The 15,121-nt window shown below is 31.0% G+C and carries 16 protein-coding genes; 10 read left to right on the top strand and 6 right to left on the bottom strand.

Annotated elements, in window-relative coordinates:
- The first annotated feature begins 1 nt into the window (after position 1).
- From deoD to C7448_RS14100, 9 genes are all read left to right on the top strand, one after another.
- Complete coding sequence (gene deoD / locus C7448_RS14140; RefSeq protein WP_115902070.1) at positions 2-700, top strand: purine-nucleoside phosphorylase; 699 nt, start codon at positions 2-4, stop codon at positions 698-700.
- 50 nt (positions 701-750) lie between these two features.
- Positions 751-2,115: an oxygen-independent coproporphyrinogen III oxidase gene (gene hemN / locus C7448_RS14135; protein ID WP_115902069.1), complete on the top strand. Its 1,365-nt coding sequence runs from the start codon at positions 751-753 to the stop codon at positions 2,113-2,115.
- Between the two features lie 122 nt (positions 2,116-2,237).
- Entirely contained in the window at positions 2,238-2,408 is a 171-nt protein-coding gene (ccoS, locus tag C7448_RS14130) for a cbb3-type cytochrome oxidase assembly protein CcoS (RefSeq protein ID WP_115902068.1), read from the top strand.
- Between the two features lie 26 nt (positions 2,409-2,434).
- A complete protein-coding gene (gene ccoN, locus C7448_RS14125) occupies positions 2,435-4,636 on the top strand; it encodes a cytochrome-c oxidase, cbb3-type subunit I (protein WP_115902067.1) in 2,202 nt (733 codons plus the stop codon).
- A 5-nt stretch (positions 4,637-4,641) separates the two neighbouring features.
- Positions 4,642-4,809 (top strand): CcoQ/FixQ family Cbb3-type cytochrome c oxidase assembly chaperone, encoded by a 168-nt coding sequence (locus C7448_RS14120; RefSeq protein WP_115902066.1) that lies wholly within the window; start codon positions 4,642-4,644, stop codon positions 4,807-4,809.
- 14 nt (positions 4,810-4,823) lie between these two features.
- The gene (locus C7448_RS14115; protein WP_115902065.1) at positions 4,824-5,747 is read left to right on the top strand and encodes a cbb3-type cytochrome c oxidase N-terminal domain-containing protein; all 924 of its coding nucleotides are present in this window, start codon (positions 4,824-4,826) and stop codon (positions 5,745-5,747) included.
- Between the two features lie 36 nt (positions 5,748-5,783).
- Positions 5,784-7,205: a cytochrome c oxidase accessory protein CcoG gene (ccoG, locus tag C7448_RS14110; RefSeq protein WP_115902064.1), complete on the top strand. Its 1,422-nt coding sequence runs from the start codon at positions 5,784-5,786 to the stop codon at positions 7,203-7,205.
- 69 nt (positions 7,206-7,274) lie between these two features.
- Positions 7,275-7,721: a FixH family protein gene (locus C7448_RS14105; RefSeq protein WP_115902063.1), complete on the top strand. Its 447-nt coding sequence runs from the start codon at positions 7,275-7,277 to the stop codon at positions 7,719-7,721.
- Positions 7,721-8,419, top strand: a complete 699-nt coding sequence (locus tag C7448_RS14100) for a sulfite exporter TauE/SafE family protein (protein ID WP_115902062.1) — start codon at positions 7,721-7,723, stop codon at positions 8,417-8,419. The genes C7448_RS14105 and C7448_RS14100 overlap by 1 nt, the downstream gene beginning before the upstream one ends.
- A 79-nt stretch (positions 8,420-8,498) precedes the next feature.
- Here the strand turns inward: C7448_RS14100 and C7448_RS14095 are convergent, their stop codons facing one another.
- Positions 8,499-9,785, bottom strand: coding sequence for a hypothetical protein (locus C7448_RS14095; RefSeq protein ID WP_115902061.1), 1,287 nt, complete (start codon positions 9,783-9,785; stop codon positions 8,499-8,501).
- 129 nt (positions 9,786-9,914) lie between these two features.
- Between C7448_RS14095 and C7448_RS14090 the strand changes: the two genes are divergently transcribed.
- Positions 9,915-10,751 carry a universal stress protein gene (locus tag C7448_RS14090; protein ID WP_115902060.1) on the top strand — a complete coding sequence of 279 codons (837 nt, stop codon included), beginning with the start codon at positions 9,915-9,917 and terminating at the stop codon, positions 10,749-10,751.
- Positions 10,752-10,812: 61 nt separating this feature from the next.
- Here the strand turns inward: C7448_RS14090 and C7448_RS14085 are convergent, their stop codons facing one another.
- The 5 genes from C7448_RS14085 to C7448_RS14070 form a co-directional block, all read right to left on the bottom strand.
- Positions 10,813-11,670, bottom strand: a complete 858-nt coding sequence (locus tag C7448_RS14085; protein ID WP_115902059.1) for a coiled-coil domain-containing protein — start codon at positions 11,668-11,670, stop codon at positions 10,813-10,815.
- Positions 11,671-11,835: 165 nt separating this feature from the next.
- A complete protein-coding gene (rlmH, locus tag C7448_RS14080; protein WP_115902058.1) occupies positions 11,836-12,309 on the bottom strand; it encodes a 23S rRNA (pseudouridine(1915)-N(3))-methyltransferase RlmH in 474 nt (157 codons plus the stop codon).
- 237 nt (positions 12,310-12,546) lie between these two features.
- Positions 12,547-13,695, bottom strand: coding sequence for a hypothetical protein (locus tag C7448_RS14075; protein WP_115902057.1), 1,149 nt, complete (start codon positions 13,693-13,695; stop codon positions 12,547-12,549).
- Between the two features lie 250 nt (positions 13,696-13,945).
- Positions 13,946-14,095 carry a hypothetical protein gene (locus tag C7448_RS16050; protein ID WP_245939486.1) on the bottom strand — a complete coding sequence of 50 codons (150 nt, stop codon included), beginning with the start codon at positions 14,093-14,095 and terminating at the stop codon, positions 13,946-13,948.
- A gap of 74 nt (positions 14,096-14,169) precedes the next feature.
- Positions 14,170-14,733, bottom strand: coding sequence for a hypothetical protein (locus C7448_RS14070; RefSeq protein WP_245939485.1), 564 nt, complete (start codon positions 14,731-14,733; stop codon positions 14,170-14,172).
- Positions 14,734-15,121: the final 388 nt, after the last annotated feature.

The raw sequence follows: 15,121 nt of genomic DNA, 5'->3' as shown, positions 1-15,121 counted from the left end.
AATGAGCATACATATAGAAGCAAAAAAAGGAGAAATAGCAGAAACTGTTTTATTACCAGGCGATCCTATGCGTGCAAAATGGATAGCAGAAACATTTTTAGAAAATCCAGTTTGTTATAATGATGTTCGAGGTATGTTAGGATTCACAGGAACATATCATGGAAAACAAATTTCTGTTCAAGGAACAGGAATGGGAATTCCTTCTGCATTAATTTATGCTCATGAATTAATTAATGAATATGGAGTTAAAAACTTAATAAGAGTAGGGTCTGCAGGCTCTTATCAAAAAGAAGTTAAAATCCGTGATATTGTTATTGCTATGGCGGCATCTACTAACTCAGGATTAAATACCATCCGTTTTAATGGGGCTGATTTTGCGCCAACAGCAAGTTTTGAGTTGTTTCAAAAAGCAGTTGATGCAGCAAAAGAAAAAGGAATTCCATTAAAAGCAGGAAATATTTTAAGTTCAGATGAATTCTATGCCGATGAATTTGAAAGCTATAAAAAATGGTCAGCGTATGGGGTGTTGTGTGTTGAAATGGAAACCAACGGATTGTACACGGTTGCAGCTAAACATAAAGTAAATGCGTTGTCCATCTTAACGATTTCAGATAGTTTAGTTACAGGAGAGAGAACTACCGCAGATGAAAGAGAACAAACTTTTAAAGAAATGATAGAAATAGCTCTAGAATTGGCATAATTGTCATTTCGAGTTATAGCGAGAAATCTCTTGCTAATAAAAATACACACATGAAAAATTCACTAATACAAAAATATAATATTCCAGGTCCCAGATACACGAGCTATCCAACAGTTCCGTATTGGGATAACGATACTTTTTCAAAAGAAAAATGGATAAAAACCTTTAAACAGTCGTTTATAGAAAGTAATTCTTCAGAAGGAATTAGCTTATATATTCACTTACCTTTTTGTGAAAGTTTATGTACTTTTTGTGCTTGTCATAAACACATAACAAAGCGTCATGAAATGGAAGATCCGTATATAGAAACGGTTTTGAAAGAATGGCAATTGTATGTTGATTTGTTAGATGAAACACCAGTGATAAAAGAAATTCACTTAGGAGGAGGAACCCCAACATTTTTTTCAGAGACACAGTTAAAAAGATTAATTGACGGAATTTTTATCAATGCTAAAAAACATTCTGAACATGAATTCAGCTTTGAAGGACATCCAAATAACACCACTAAAGAACACTTACAAACACTATACGATTTAGGTTTTACAAGAGTAAGTTTTGGAGTACAAGATTACAATCCTAAAGTGCAAGAGGCAATTCATAGAGTACAACCTTTTGAGAATGTCCAAAAAGTACACAATTGGGCAAAAGAAATAGGATATACTTCTATTAGTCACGATTTAGTGTTCGGGCTTCCATTTCAAACCAAAGAAAATGTAATTTATACTATTAATAAAACCAAAGAATTAGAGCCTGATAGAATTTCGTTTTATAGTTATGCACATGTTCCTTGGGTAAAAGGAGTAGGACAGCGAGGTTTTAATGAAGATGATTTACCGAAGAATGAAGAAAAACGAGAACTGTACGAAATAGGAAAGGAGTTATTTGCAGAAATGGGGTATGTAGAAATAGGAATGGATCATTTCGCATTACCTACTGATAGTTTGTACAAAGCCACCCAAGAGAAAACATTACATCGTAACTTCATGGGGTATACCGCTAACAAAACGCAATTAATGGTTGGTTTAGGAATGTCGTCAATATCTGATTCTTGGTACGGATTTGCACAAAACGTAAAAACGGTAAAAGAGTACGAAAGAATTGTGAACGAAGGAGAAATCCCTGTGTTTAGAGGACACATATTATCTAAAGAAGATTTAATTATTAGAAAGCATATTTTAAACATTATGTGTCATTTTTCCACTTCGTGGGAAGAAGATTCGTTACAGATTGAAAGTGTAGAGAATCATATTGAGAGATTAGAAGAAATGATAGAGGATGGTTTGGTTTTTATTGAAGGAAGTAAGTTAACTGTTCCAGAAAAAGCTAGGCCTTATGTGCGTAATATCTGTATGGCATTTGATAAAAAATTACACGAAAAACAACCAGAAACCAAATTGTTTTCAATGACAATTTAATAATCAAAAACTCGAAGATTTTTTCTTCGAGTTTTTTTATATAAAAAACTTGAAACATGACAAAAGTCATATTTTAAGAAAACCTTCACAAGTATCTTTGAACTATAATTATCAGGCAAGATATGAGCGTTATTTATTTACTACTATCACTAAGTATTTTAGTGGCTATTATTTTCTTTATAGCATTTATTGTTTCAGTAAAAAAAGGACAGTACGATGATTCGTACACACCCTCAGTTCGCATGTTGTTTGATGATGAACTGGTAAAAGAAGAAACAAAAACTAACAATTAACAATAGATATTAAATTCAAATAGATTATGGAAATGCAACAATTTTATTACGATAATAAAATCGTAAAAAAATTCATCTACGCAACCTTACTATGGGGGATAGTAGGTTTTTCAGTAGGATTGTTATTGGCTTTTATGTTCTTATTCCCAAATTTAACTGACGGAATTTCGTGGTTAAGTTTTGGACGATTAAGACCATTACATACGAACGCAGTAATTTTTGCATTCGTAGGAAATGCCATTTTTGCAGGAGTTTATTACTCACTACAACGATTACTGAAAGCACGTATGGCGAGTGATTTTTTAAGTAAGTTTAACTTTTGGGGATGGCAGTTAATAATTGTTGCAGCAGCCATAACGCTGCCTTTAGGATATACAAGTTCTAAAGAATATGCCGAATTAGAGTGGCCTATAGACATTGCCATAGCATTGGTTTGGGTAGCTTTTGGCGCTAACATGATTTGGACCATTTTCCAAAGAAGACAACGTCATTTATATGTAGCTATTTGGTTTTACTTAGGAACTTTTGTAACCGTAGCGGTATTACACATATTTAATAGTTTAGCACTACCAGTTGGTTTCTTAAAGTCATACTCAGTATATGCAGGAGTTCAAGATGCATTGGTACAATGGTGGTACGGACACAACGCTGTAGCGTTCTTCTTAACTACTCCATTCTTAGGATTAATGTATTATTTTGTTCCTAAAGCGGCAAATCGTCCAGTATACTCGTATAGATTATCGATTGTACACTTTTGGTCTTTAATCTTTATTTACATCTGGGCAGGACCTCACCATTTATTATATACATCGTTACCAGATTGGGCTCAAAACTTAGGAGTTGCATTCTCTGTAATGTTAATTGCACCATCTTGGGGAGGTATGATCAACGGATTATTAACACTCCGTGGAGCATGGGATAAAGTAAGAGTTGATCCAGTATTAAAATTCATGGTAGTAGCCATTACAGGTTATGGTATGGCAACTTTTGAAGGACCAATGCTATCATTAAAAAATGTAAATGCAATTGCTCACTTTAGTGATTGGATTATTGCTCACGTACACGTAGGTGCTCTAGCATGGAATGGTTTCTTAACCTTTGGTATGTTATACTGGTTAGTACCAAGAATGTTTAAAACAAAACTATATTCTACAGCATTGGCAAACTTCCACTTCTGGATTGGTACTTTAGGTATTATCATGTATGCATTGCCAATGTACGTAGCAGGATTTGTACAAGCCTCAATGTGGAAACAATTTAATCCAGATGGAACATTAACGTATGGTAACTTCTTAGAAACAGTAAACGAAATTATTCCAATGTATTGGATGCGTGCTATCGGAGGAAGTTTATTTATACTAGGAGCATTCGTAATGTTATACAACATTGTTAAAACTGTAAGATCAGGTAGTGGAGTAACAGATGAATTAGCAGAAGCAGCAGCATTAACAAAAGTGTCTAAATATAGAACTTCTAAAGAAGGATGGCACACTTGGTTAGAAAGAAGACCAGTAAAATTAACAATCTATGCTACAGTAGCAATTTTAATTGGAGGTGTTGTTCAAATTATACCAACTTTATTAGTGAAGTCAAATATTCCAACTATAACAAGCGTACAACCATATACACCTTTAGAGTTAGAAGGTAGAGATATTTATATCCGTGAAGGGTGTGTAGGATGTCACTCACAAATGGTACGTCCATTCAGATCAGAAGTAGAACGTTATGGAGAGTTCGCAAAAGCAGGAGAGTTTGTATACGATCATCCTTTCTTGTGGGGATCTAAACGTACAGGTCCAGATTTATTAAGAATTGGAGGTAAGTATAATGATAGTTGGCACTTAAATCACATGTACGATCCGCAAAGTACTTCACCAGGTTCTATCATGCCATCATACCAATGGTTAGTAAGAGACGAATTAGATAAGAGCGATACCGAAGGTAAAATGAAAGCAATGGTTAGTTTAGGTGTTCCTTATACTAAAGAAGATATAGCCAATGCGCAAGCAAGTATGGAAGAGCAAGGAGCCAAAATTCAAGAGAACTTATATGCTGATCCAGATTTTGCAACAAACTATGAAGCAGATAAGAAATATGCTCAAGAAAACGGACAAACTTTCATTGAAATGAAAGATAGAGAAATCGTAGCCTTAATCGCCTACTTACAAAGATTAGGAACCGATATTAAAGTAAAAGATATTGAAGATCAATTAAGCGCTAAAAACTAGAAGTTATGTTAAAGTTTGTAAAAAACCATATGGAAACTATTGCAGGTATTGAAATATACCCAATTATTTCGCTAACCATATTCTTTACATTTTTTGTAGTGTTGTTTTGGTGGGTATTTACGGCCAAAAGAGAATATATAAGTAATGTAAGTAAGTTACCTTTAGATAATTAGTAAAATTAAACAAGATGAAAAAATATTTTCAATCTATAGTATATATCATTTTTGTTGCAGTAACCTTTTTTGCTATTGCCACTGCAATTAAATCATACAAAAACCCATTTAGTTTGTATGAACATCCGTTAGTATGGATAGCAATTGTAGGGCTTGTAACAGTAGTTGTTTTAAAAGAAGCGTTAAATATAGTTGCTCAACAAAAAGCAAAGCAGCTTCAAATGGAAAAGGATGGTATTCAGCCAGAAGAAGTTGATAACTGGGCTTGGGCAAAGAAAATTATAGATAAATGGACGGAAGCTAAAGCCGTGGAAGAAGAGGATGAAATTATTCTTGATCATAACTATGATGGAATTAAAGAGTTAGATAATAACTTACCACCATGGTGGCTATATATGTTTTATGCAACAATCATTTTTGCAGCGGTATATTTAGTAAGATATCATGTGCTTGGAGCAGATAATCAAGAAATGGAATATGCACAAGCTGTAGCAGAAGCTAAAAGAGAATTAGCAGCGTTTAAATCAAACTCTAAAGAAGCAGTTATTGATGCTGAAACGGTAACTGTTTTAACAGATGCTGGTGATTTAAGTAGAGGTAAAGCAGTATATAACCTAAACTGTGCTGCTTGTCACGTTGCAGATGGCGGTGGAGGTATTGGACCAAACTTAACCGATGAATATTGGATTTTAGGTGGAGGTGTTAAAAACATTTTTAACACGATTTCTAATGGAGGTAGAGATGGTAAAGGGATGGTTGCTTGGAATAAAACATTAAAACCAAAAGACATTCAAAAAGTAGCAAGTTATATTATTTCTTTACAAGGAACTACTCCAGCAAAACCAAAAGAACCTCAAGGAGAATTATATAAAGAAGAAGGTCAAGCACCAGCTGTTGCAGAACCAACAGGAGAACAACCAAAAGACAGTATTCAATAAAAATAATAGTTACAAATTAGTTTTTAATAGTTGATTATGAAAACACCCAAAAACGAACAATTCAGAGATAGTATTGGTACTATAAATGATGAAGGAAAAAGGGCTTGGGTGTTTCCAAAAAAACCAAGTGGTAAATTTTATAAATACCGAAGCTATGTAAGTTACTTTTTATTAGCTTTTTTATTACTAGCACCTTTCATTAAAATTAACGGAAATCAGTTTTTACTATTTAATGTTCTAGAGCGTAAGTTTAACATTTTCGGATTTCCTTTTTGGCCACAAGATTTCCATTTAATGGTAATCTCCATGATAATAGGAGTGGTGTTTATCATTCTATTTACAGTTGTTTTTGGTCGAATTTTTTGTGGATGGATTTGTCCACAAACCATTTTTTTAGAAATGGTTTTCAGAAAAATAGAATATTTAATTGAAGGAGATAGAGGAAAGCAAATCCGTTTGGCTAAGCAATCTTGGAATGCTGAAAAGATTAGAAAAAGAATTTTAAAATGGGTTCTCTTTTTTATCATCTCTTTTATTATAGCAAATGTATTCTTAGCATATCTAATAGGAAGTGATAAACTTATAAGTTATATAACAGGAAACCCATTAGATCATGTAAGTACTTTAATCTCATTGTTGATTTTTACAGGAGTGTTCTATTTTATTTTTGCATGGTTTAGAGAGCAAGTGTGTATTATTGCTTGTCCTTATGGTAGACTACAAGGAGTATTATTAGATAATAAAACGATTAATGTAGCCTATGATCATGTAAGAGGAGAAAGAAAGACAGGAAGAGGAAAGTTTAATAAAAAAGAAGATAGAACAGCGACTGGAAAAGGAGATTGTATTGATTGTTCTCAATGCGTTAATGTATGTCCTACAGGAATTGATATTCGTAACGGAACACAGTTAGAATGTGTAAACTGTACAGCTTGTATTGATGAATGTGATCACATAATGGAAAAAGTTGGGTTGCCAAAAGGGTTAATTCGTTATGCCAGTGAAGAAAACATTGTTAAAAAAGCTCCTTTTAAGTTTACAGCAAGAATGAAAGGATACACAGCAGTATTATTCATTTTGACTGGAATTTTAGTAGGAATGTTGTTTTTAAGAAATGATGTAGAAGCTACAATTTTACGATTACCAGGTCAATTGTATCAACATAAAGAAAACGGAATTATTAGTAATATTTACACTTTTAAAGTAGTAAATAAAACAACCGAACAGATAGATAATGTGAGTTATAAATTATTATCTCACAATGGAACGATAGAAATGGTAACACATCAAAATTTTGAAGTACCAAAACAAGGATTAGCAGAAGGAACTTTGTTTATTGAGTTGCATCAATCTGAAATGAAAAAAGAAAAGGAAAAACTAGAAATTGGAGTGTTTAGTGGCGATAAACTTATTGAAACGACAACAACCAACTTTTTAGGACCAAGAAGTTATAGATAATTACGAGTAAGAATTAAGAAGTGATTTCATCGTAAATAAATGGATTGCTTCATTTAAAAATAAATAAAAATGAAACTAAACTGGGGCACGAGTATAGTAATTGCAATTATAAGTTTTATGGGCTTTATCATGTATTTTGTAATAACAATGAGTACAGGTAAAAACTATAATCACGATTTGGTAACTGAAAAATATTATCAACAAGAATTAGAGTTTCAGAACAAAATAAATGCAACTAAAAATGCGAAAGCATTAAAAGACAATATTAAAACAGAAAAAGTAACTGAAGGAATTAAAGTTCTTTTTCCAATGAACTTTAACCCTAAAGATATAAAAGGAAAAGTGTTCCTATACAGACCATCTGATAAACAATTGGATTTCGAAATACCTATTTCGATTTCCAAAACATATTTGCTCGTGCCTGAGAATCGTTTGTTGGGTGGTCGTTGGAACATAACAGTTTCTTGGAGCTACAAAAATAAAGATTATTTATTTCAGAAAGAGTTGGTGTATTAATGTTTCTTTCGGCAATCATATTTGGATTATTAGGAAGTTTCCACTGTATTGGTATGTGTGGACCTATAGCCTTTATGTTACCTGTAGATAGAACTAATAAAGTAACGCAATTTTTTCAAATTACTAGTTATCATTTAGGGCGTTTATTTACCTACAGTTTAATAGGTTTTTTATTTGGTTTACTAGGAAAAGGGTTTTATTTCTTCGGATTTCAGCAACAGCTTTCTATCATTGTTGGCGTATTAATGATTTTAGCAATTCTTGTACCTAAAACCTTTCAAAAATATAACTTTTCAAACCCAATAAATAAGTTGGTAATGAAAGTAAAATCTTCTTTAGGAAAAGAATTAAAGAAAAAAGGAAATGATACCTTTTTTACGATTGGCTTTTTAAATGGTTTTTTACCTTGCGGATTAGTGTATATGGCAGTTTTTGGAGCACTAACTACAACAAATATGTTGTCAGGAAGCCTGTATATGTTTTTATTCGGGTTAGGAACTATACCGTTAATGACAGCAGTAGTTTATGTGGGGAATTTTGCAAATGGATTGGTGAGAAAAAGAGTTCAACAAGCAATACCCTATGTTGTAGTTTTTATTGGAGTATTGTTTATTCTTAGAGGATTAGGGTTAGGAATACCTTATGTTTCTCCACTTCCTGTAACAGATATTCATAATTCAGTTGAAGGTTGTCATTAATCATAATTTAAAACAGCCTAAATATGCAATACACAAGATGTTCTTTTAATGTCTATTTGCTAGTTTTTTTGTTTATTAGTTAATTGTCAATATTTTGTGTTATAGGTTTTCCTTGATTATCTATTATTACGTTTCCTTTTAATGTAAAAGCATCATAAAAATTAAGAATTGTTTTGTTTGGTAAAAAAGTTGCGTCTACAATTATTTTACCATAAACATCATTTAAAAAAGAATTGTTTTCTTCATTAAAGTCCCATAGTTTATTTCCTGTTATAGTATCATATGCCGAAATGGTATATGGTGTTTCTTTTTTTATGTTGACTTTGTGTCTAATAATAATAACATTACTTGTGTAAGAAATAACTTGAGCATTTAAAAATACTGCTTCTTGTAAAGCAGTAGCTAGCTGTTTCTTTTTTGCAAATAACTTATATCTATGTTCGTTTATGCGTTTTAAATAGTATGTGTTGTTAATGTATTTGTATTTATCAGTGATTAAGTTATCATCTGTATGCAAGTATAATACTTCACCATAATTAGTTTTTATATAAATACTATTTTTTTGAGCAGGAGAGTAACTTAATTCGGCAATACCTCTTTCTTGATATTTTTCTGGCATCATACGATTTAAATTCTCTTTATTTTTTATAACCATGGAGCTGTTAACCATGTCAAAAGCCTTTAAATAATTATTAGAAGCTTCAAATAACCATAGAGTGTTTTTTGCATTAAAAGTATGAATATTATTAGCTGGAAGAACTAATTTTTCAAATAAAACAGTATCTACCTCGGTAGTGTTAATTTTTTTCACAACTAAAAAAGAAGAATCATTGCTTACTGTTTTATGGTCTTTAATATGATTACCTTTTATTTTTTGTACACCTACTTCCCAAATTTCATTATTAGGATTGTATATACGCTCTTTAAGTACATAAGCACCTTTTTCATTGATGTTTAAAAAAGATTCAATATTTATGTACTTAGGGATAAAGTAAAAGCTAACAACAAGTAGTGTTAAAATAAAATCTCTTTTGGCTAATTGCGTGTTTTGTGCTTTAAAATTTAAAAATGTGGCAATAGCAGAAAGTACTCCAAAGTAAAAAATAAAAGCAATAAAAATCACTAAAAGTAAGGGTAGGGCTATATATAAATCATCATTATTTAATATAAAAAAATCAAAAGTCCATCCATTTTGTCCTGGTTTATATGAATAATGTGTACTGGTATATGCTATAGGTCTATTAAAAAAAAGACGATTGGGTATGGTAATAAAGAACTTTAATAAAATACCTAAAATAGAAACGACCATTAAAGAAATAAAGGCACGTACAATAACGCCCACAAATTTAGAAGAGTTTTTATCCATAACAAATGTAAAATTTAAGAAAGCAAATGTATAGAATATATAGTGGTTTATAAAGTGACAAAAATCATAGTTTTACTAATAAAATTTAGGTAACTTTATAGGAGACATTAAACCTAAAAGTAATAAATCATGAAAAAAATTATAGTCCCAGTTGATTTTTCTGAATATTCTGAAAATGCATTACAAACAGCAGCTTTTTTAGCAAAAAGATCAGACGCTGAGGTATTGGTAGTACATATGCTTGAGTTGTCTAACGCTGTTTTAAGCCAATCAGAAAGTTATTTACAGCAAGAAATGCTGTTTTACTTAAAAATGACTGAGAAGAAATTAGCAGAATTTTTACAGAAAGATTATTTATCAGATATAAAAGTAACCCCAATTATAAAGCACTTTAAAATTTTTAGTGAAATAGATCAGTTGGCAAGAAATGAAGGGGCAGACTTGATAGTTATGGGGTCTAAAGGAGCTAGTGGTTTAAAAGAAATGTTTATTGGTTCTAATACAGAAAAAGTAATTCGTTACGCGCATGTGCCTGTATTAGTAATTAAAGAGGAACCAATTGTAAAACAAATAGAAAAAATATTGTTTGCTTGTGATTTTTCTGATGATGATGTAAAGCCATATATGGAAGCAAAAAAGTTTCTTAAGAAGTTTAATGCAGATATAGAAATGGTATATGTAAGCACACCAACTTCTAAGTTTAAAAGCACCAAAGAGTTAGAAGAGAAAATGAAGCGTTTTTTCAGTCAAACGAATGAAAGTTATGAAGAAAGTGCTCAAAAAGTAAAAATAGTTTCTGATTATTCTGTGGAAAAAGGAGTGTTTTACTACGCAAACAAAATTAACTCAGATGTTTTAGTTGTAGCAACACATGGTAGAAAAGGAATAGCTCACTTTTTTGAAGGTAGCATTTCTGAAGATATTGCTAATCACAGTAAATTACCAGTAATGTCTTTTAAGATTTAAACCTTAAAAAAACTCCAAGCCAAAAGCTTGGAGTTTTTATTGTATTAAGACAGAAGTTTTTTTACCCTTTTATAGTTGCTAACTCTTGTTTTTTAGCATCAATTTCATTTTGAATTTTTAACAGGCGATTTTCAATCTTACTAATAATAGCCTCTTTTCTTTCAATACTTTCTTTCGAAGTAGAAGCATCTTTTTTAGCCTCGTCTAATTTAGACTTCATTTTAGCTAAACCTTCTTTTCCGCTAATTAAGATCTCTTCGTTAATGCTAATATCATCTTCAAGGTCACTTATTAAAGTATTCTTCTCTTTGCTAATGTTTTTCTCTTTAACTTTAATTTGATTACTTAATTGCTTCAATTTTTCTTCTTCTAAACGTAAAGCCTCTTGTTCTTTTAAGTAAGCAAGCTCTCTAGCTTTTCTTTCATCATCTAATTTTTTACGAGCCTCTTCAAGTTTTTGTTTTTGTAAAAGAACTTCTTTTTGTTCAGCACTAATATTATCTTCATATACCATCTCGGTATTGTCAGCTTTTTTCGAAGACTCTTCTTTTTTTGAAGATTCTTCTTTCCTTAGTTTTCTAGCTAACTTTCTTTCTAAAGAAGCTAAATCTTTTTTATGCAAATCAATTTGATTGTTTAGCTTACTTAATCTTTGCTGCATGTTTGTAGCAATTTTCTCTTTTCTTTCTACTTCTTGCTTTGTAGCTTTTTTACTTTTCTTAAAACGCTCTAAGTTTCCTTTTACACGTTTTAAAGCGTCAACTCCACTAATTAAGATTTCTTCATTAGCGCTAATTTGATTTTTTTTGTTTTTTACCTGAATCTTTAACGTTTTAATGTCATTTTGAGCAGTTACTTGTTGCAAACAAGTAAAGGATATAAAAAAAGTTAAAGTAGCTAAGAATCTTAGTGTTTTCATATTTATTTTATGTTATATAAGTTTTATTTTTCGGGGCGCAAAAGTATGGCTAAATGCAAAAAGAAAATAACTTTTTAACAGGTTTTTTACTATGCTTTTCTGGAAATTAAAAGCATAATGCTTTGAGTAACATAAAATTTGATGTAAATAAAAGTTTTAGAGTTTTTACTCGTGATGATAAGGCTCGTTTCTAAGAATAGTAAACCCACGATAAACTTGCTCCACAATAAACAAACGAATCATTTGGTGAGAAAACGTCATTTTAGAGAGCGATAACTTTCCTTGTGCTTTTTGATATACAGCCTCAGAAAAACCATAAGGACCTCCAATAACTAATACTAGTTGTTTAATACCAGAGTTCATTTTCTTTTGTAAGTATTGTGAAAACTCTACGGAAGTATGTTGCTTTCCTTTATCGTCTAATAAAACTAGTTGATCAGTAGGTTGTAGTTTAGACAGAATTAACTCGCCTTCTTTTTCTTTTTGTTGTGCCTCGCTTAGGTTTTTAACGTTTTTAATATCTAGGATAATCTCCAACTCAAACTTTACGTAATGTTTTAATCGGTTTTGGTATTCGTCAATTAATAGCTGCAACTGTTTATTATCAGTTTTACCTATAGCGAGTAGTTTTATTTTCATACGGCAAAATTACGAATGTTTTATAAACTCTTAAAAATGTGTTTCAGGGTAAAAATATTGCTTTAATAGCGGTGTGTAATAAGTTATTTAAAACAAGCTTTTGCAATTGTATAAAGTGGTTTACCTTATGACGCAAATTATAAAAGTACGTTGGTTTAAAAAAGTATAAAGTTTACTTGTTTTTTACCTCAGTTCTTTGTTGTAGCAAGTTGTTCAATGTTATTGTAAATTTAATCATTACTTAAATAGAAATTCATTAGATATTTTAACAATTCCAAAATCGAAAACTCCAGTGTAACCAATTAATAGCCCATTATCGATTGTTTTTGAAACAAATGTGTAATCTGCACCGTTATAATTGTCAATTATATGTGAATTTATCTCATTACCATTCTCGTCAAGGACTAATATATTTAAATCATTACTAAGATTAACATAAGTGCAGATAAAATATTCCATATCGTAATTAACTAAGGTTAATGGACTTGGTTTATTGATATCAGTTATAAAATTTGTCAATTCTCTAGTCCATATTGTATTTCCATTCTCATCGAATCTTACTAAATTACCTGAAAAATATCCAGTATATACGACTGCCAAAAATTGATTATTTGAAATTGCAAGAGTGTTAAAACCCCTAGAGTTTTTAGACCAGATTTTTTCCCCCGAATTATTTGTTTTAATTAGATAATCTGCACTGGTTCCATCAGAGTTGGCTCCACCAATTAAAATGTAATTGCCATCAGTAAGTTTAGAAACGGAAAATGCTTCTGAAGAACCGTATGAGTAGTCCCATAATAATTGCCCGTTTTCATCAAGTTTCCTTAAGTGCATATTATTACTTTCTATTCCTGTTATTACATAATTATTTCCGTCTTTAATAATATCATTACCTAAGATATCATTATTTGTAAATATTTCATTTACAACATCACCACTCGAATTGTAATATAAAATGTGAGATGAATTATCTACATCGTAGTGATGACCTCTATAACCCATGAAGCCTGTTCCATTTAGAAAAAGTTTTTCTATACCTTGAGGTGTATAAGATTCTTGCATTATTTTAGTCCAAACCCTATTTCCATACTTATCAAATTTCATAATTGTATTTTTATTAAAAGAACCATTATATCTAACAGCACCTGCTATTGTATAACTACTGTCATTTAATTGAATAGCACTGTTTAATGTGAATATTGAATCATTCGTTTGGTAATTCTTTTGAAATTCAATTGCTGATTCAGTTGTTGTATCAATTGGATCATTGATGTTTGGGTCACTTGAATTGTCATTAGGATTATTTGAATCACTTGAACTACTGCAACTAAAGCTTACACAAATTATTGAAAGTAGGATAATGAATCTAGAAATGGATATTGCCATAATAAAAAGTTTTGTTTAAATTTTAATGATTATTGAATGAACTGCAATTTGCTACAACGTTTAGTATGAGAAACGTATGGCAGAGGGTATGTTCTAACTCCACGTTTATAACTAAGTCAAATATAAATATTTTGTATTTATCTTCTCAACCGTAAATGCCAAATTTTATATTTGGCGACATAGCGGATAAGCCCAAGTTTTTCGAACAAACTTAAGCAGTCCTATGTTTTTTGTTGTGTGCTGGCTTTTTTTATTTTACTCTTAATATTTTAGCATCAAAGTCAGCCATTAAATAAACTCGGTCAAACTCTGATTCCATTTCATAATTTTCAGATTCGTTTAATTCATAAGATACAGAAGAAAGAGAGCCAATTAAAAGAACTAACCATAATTCAGTCAATTGTTTTTCACTTGTTTTATATCTCAAAATTTTAGATTCTTTTTTTTCTATTTCTGATTTCAGATATTCTCTTGTCAGGTATTCCGTCTGCCAATTTTTTTTTTATATGAGAATGAAACTTGGGAATGTCTTGTCGTTTTTATATTCGTTATTTTTTCAGGCAGTTCAAAGTCTTTTTCCAATCGTGTCCATTGCACAAAATCAGCAATTTGTTCTGCTAATTTTGGCTTGTCCCTTTGTGAATATTTCCATTCGTCATTTTGTACTGAAATAGTCGCGTGGACATTGATATTCGGATATTTTTGCTCAAATCTTTGTTCCGCATAGTCCAAAAGTGTTTTAACTCTAAAGTATCTTTGGGCGTCTTCTGTCAGAATTTGAGTGTGTTCAAGTCCGATTAATTTATCTTTTAGTTCGATAATGAAATCGGGGTTTGGTGGTTGGGGTTTATCCACAATTCTAATTTTAGAATCAATTTTATAAACAAACTTTCCAATTTGGCAAACTTCAAGGGTTTCTTGCTTGTTTAAGTCAAAATTGTTAACAATAGGATTAATAATTTGTCCTAATTCCTGTCTTTCTTTTTTGCCTTGTTCAATTAGCTTTTTAAGTTCCTCTTTGTCTATTTGTACGTTCATTTTTTAGCTTGCAGCCAACTCGTTATATCTCAAACTTTAGTTCTTTTATCCCGGTAAAAACATGGAATATCATAAGGTTTAGTAATTTTTTACGCTATCAAATATATCAAATCCAATACTTTTACTTAAAACAAAATTATTATTATTTGTTAATTAATAATATAAATTTCTGCGAACTTAATACAAAGCATGTACACATTCTTACGGAATCCCATAAGTTCAATTATTTAAGTAATAAAAGTAGTGTTACGTGTCATTAACGATTTCAGATGTAGCTGTTTAGGCCGCTGATAGAGACTATTCAATAAAGTGTGTCATAAATCATAAAAAATAATAGATTTATGTATATGGAAGACAATAAATTTGATTACGAAAGTTTTAAATCTCG

This window comes from Tenacibaculum gallaicum (assembly GCF_003387615.1).
Lineage (GTDB): Bacteria > Bacteroidota > Bacteroidia > Flavobacteriales > Flavobacteriaceae > Polaribacter > Polaribacter gallaicus.
This window is presented reverse-complemented; position numbering and strand designations above follow the sequence as displayed.

Coding starts and splice junctions, on each gene's coding strand:
- deoD (WP_115902070.1), top strand. CDS start 2: ATGAGCATACATATAGAAGCAAAAAAAGGAGAAATAGCAGAAACTGTT.
- hemN (WP_115902069.1), top strand. CDS start 751: ATGAAAAATTCACTAATACAAAAATATAATATTCCAGGTCCCAGATAC.
- ccoS (WP_115902068.1), top strand. CDS start 2,238: ATGAGCGTTATTTATTTACTACTATCACTAAGTATTTTAGTGGCTATT.
- ccoN (WP_115902067.1), top strand. CDS start 2,435: ATGGAAATGCAACAATTTTATTACGATAATAAAATCGTAAAAAAATTC.
- C7448_RS14120 (WP_115902066.1), top strand. CDS start 4,642: ATGTTAAAGTTTGTAAAAAACCATATGGAAACTATTGCAGGTATTGAA.
- C7448_RS14115 (WP_115902065.1), top strand. CDS start 4,824: ATGAAAAAATATTTTCAATCTATAGTATATATCATTTTTGTTGCAGTA.
- ccoG (WP_115902064.1), top strand. CDS start 5,784: ATGAAAACACCCAAAAACGAACAATTCAGAGATAGTATTGGTACTATA.
- C7448_RS14105 (WP_115902063.1), top strand. CDS start 7,275: ATGAAACTAAACTGGGGCACGAGTATAGTAATTGCAATTATAAGTTTT.
- C7448_RS14100 (WP_115902062.1), top strand. CDS start 7,721: ATGTTTCTTTCGGCAATCATATTTGGATTATTAGGAAGTTTCCACTGT.
- C7448_RS14095 (WP_115902061.1), bottom strand. CDS start 9,785: ATGGATAAAAACTCTTCTAAATTTGTGGGCGTTATTGTACGTGCCTTT.
- C7448_RS14090 (WP_115902060.1), top strand. CDS start 9,915: ATGAAAAAAATTATAGTCCCAGTTGATTTTTCTGAATATTCTGAAAAT.
- C7448_RS14085 (WP_115902059.1), bottom strand. CDS start 11,670: ATGAAAACACTAAGATTCTTAGCTACTTTAACTTTTTTTATATCCTTT.
- rlmH (WP_115902058.1), bottom strand. CDS start 12,309: ATGAAAATAAAACTACTCGCTATAGGTAAAACTGATAATAAACAGTTG.
- C7448_RS14075 (WP_115902057.1), bottom strand. CDS start 13,695: ATGGCAATATCCATTTCTAGATTCATTATCCTACTTTCAATAATTTGT.
- C7448_RS14070 (WP_245939485.1), bottom strand. CDS start 14,733: ATGAACGTACAAATAGACAAAGAGGAACTTAAAAAGCTAATTGAACAA.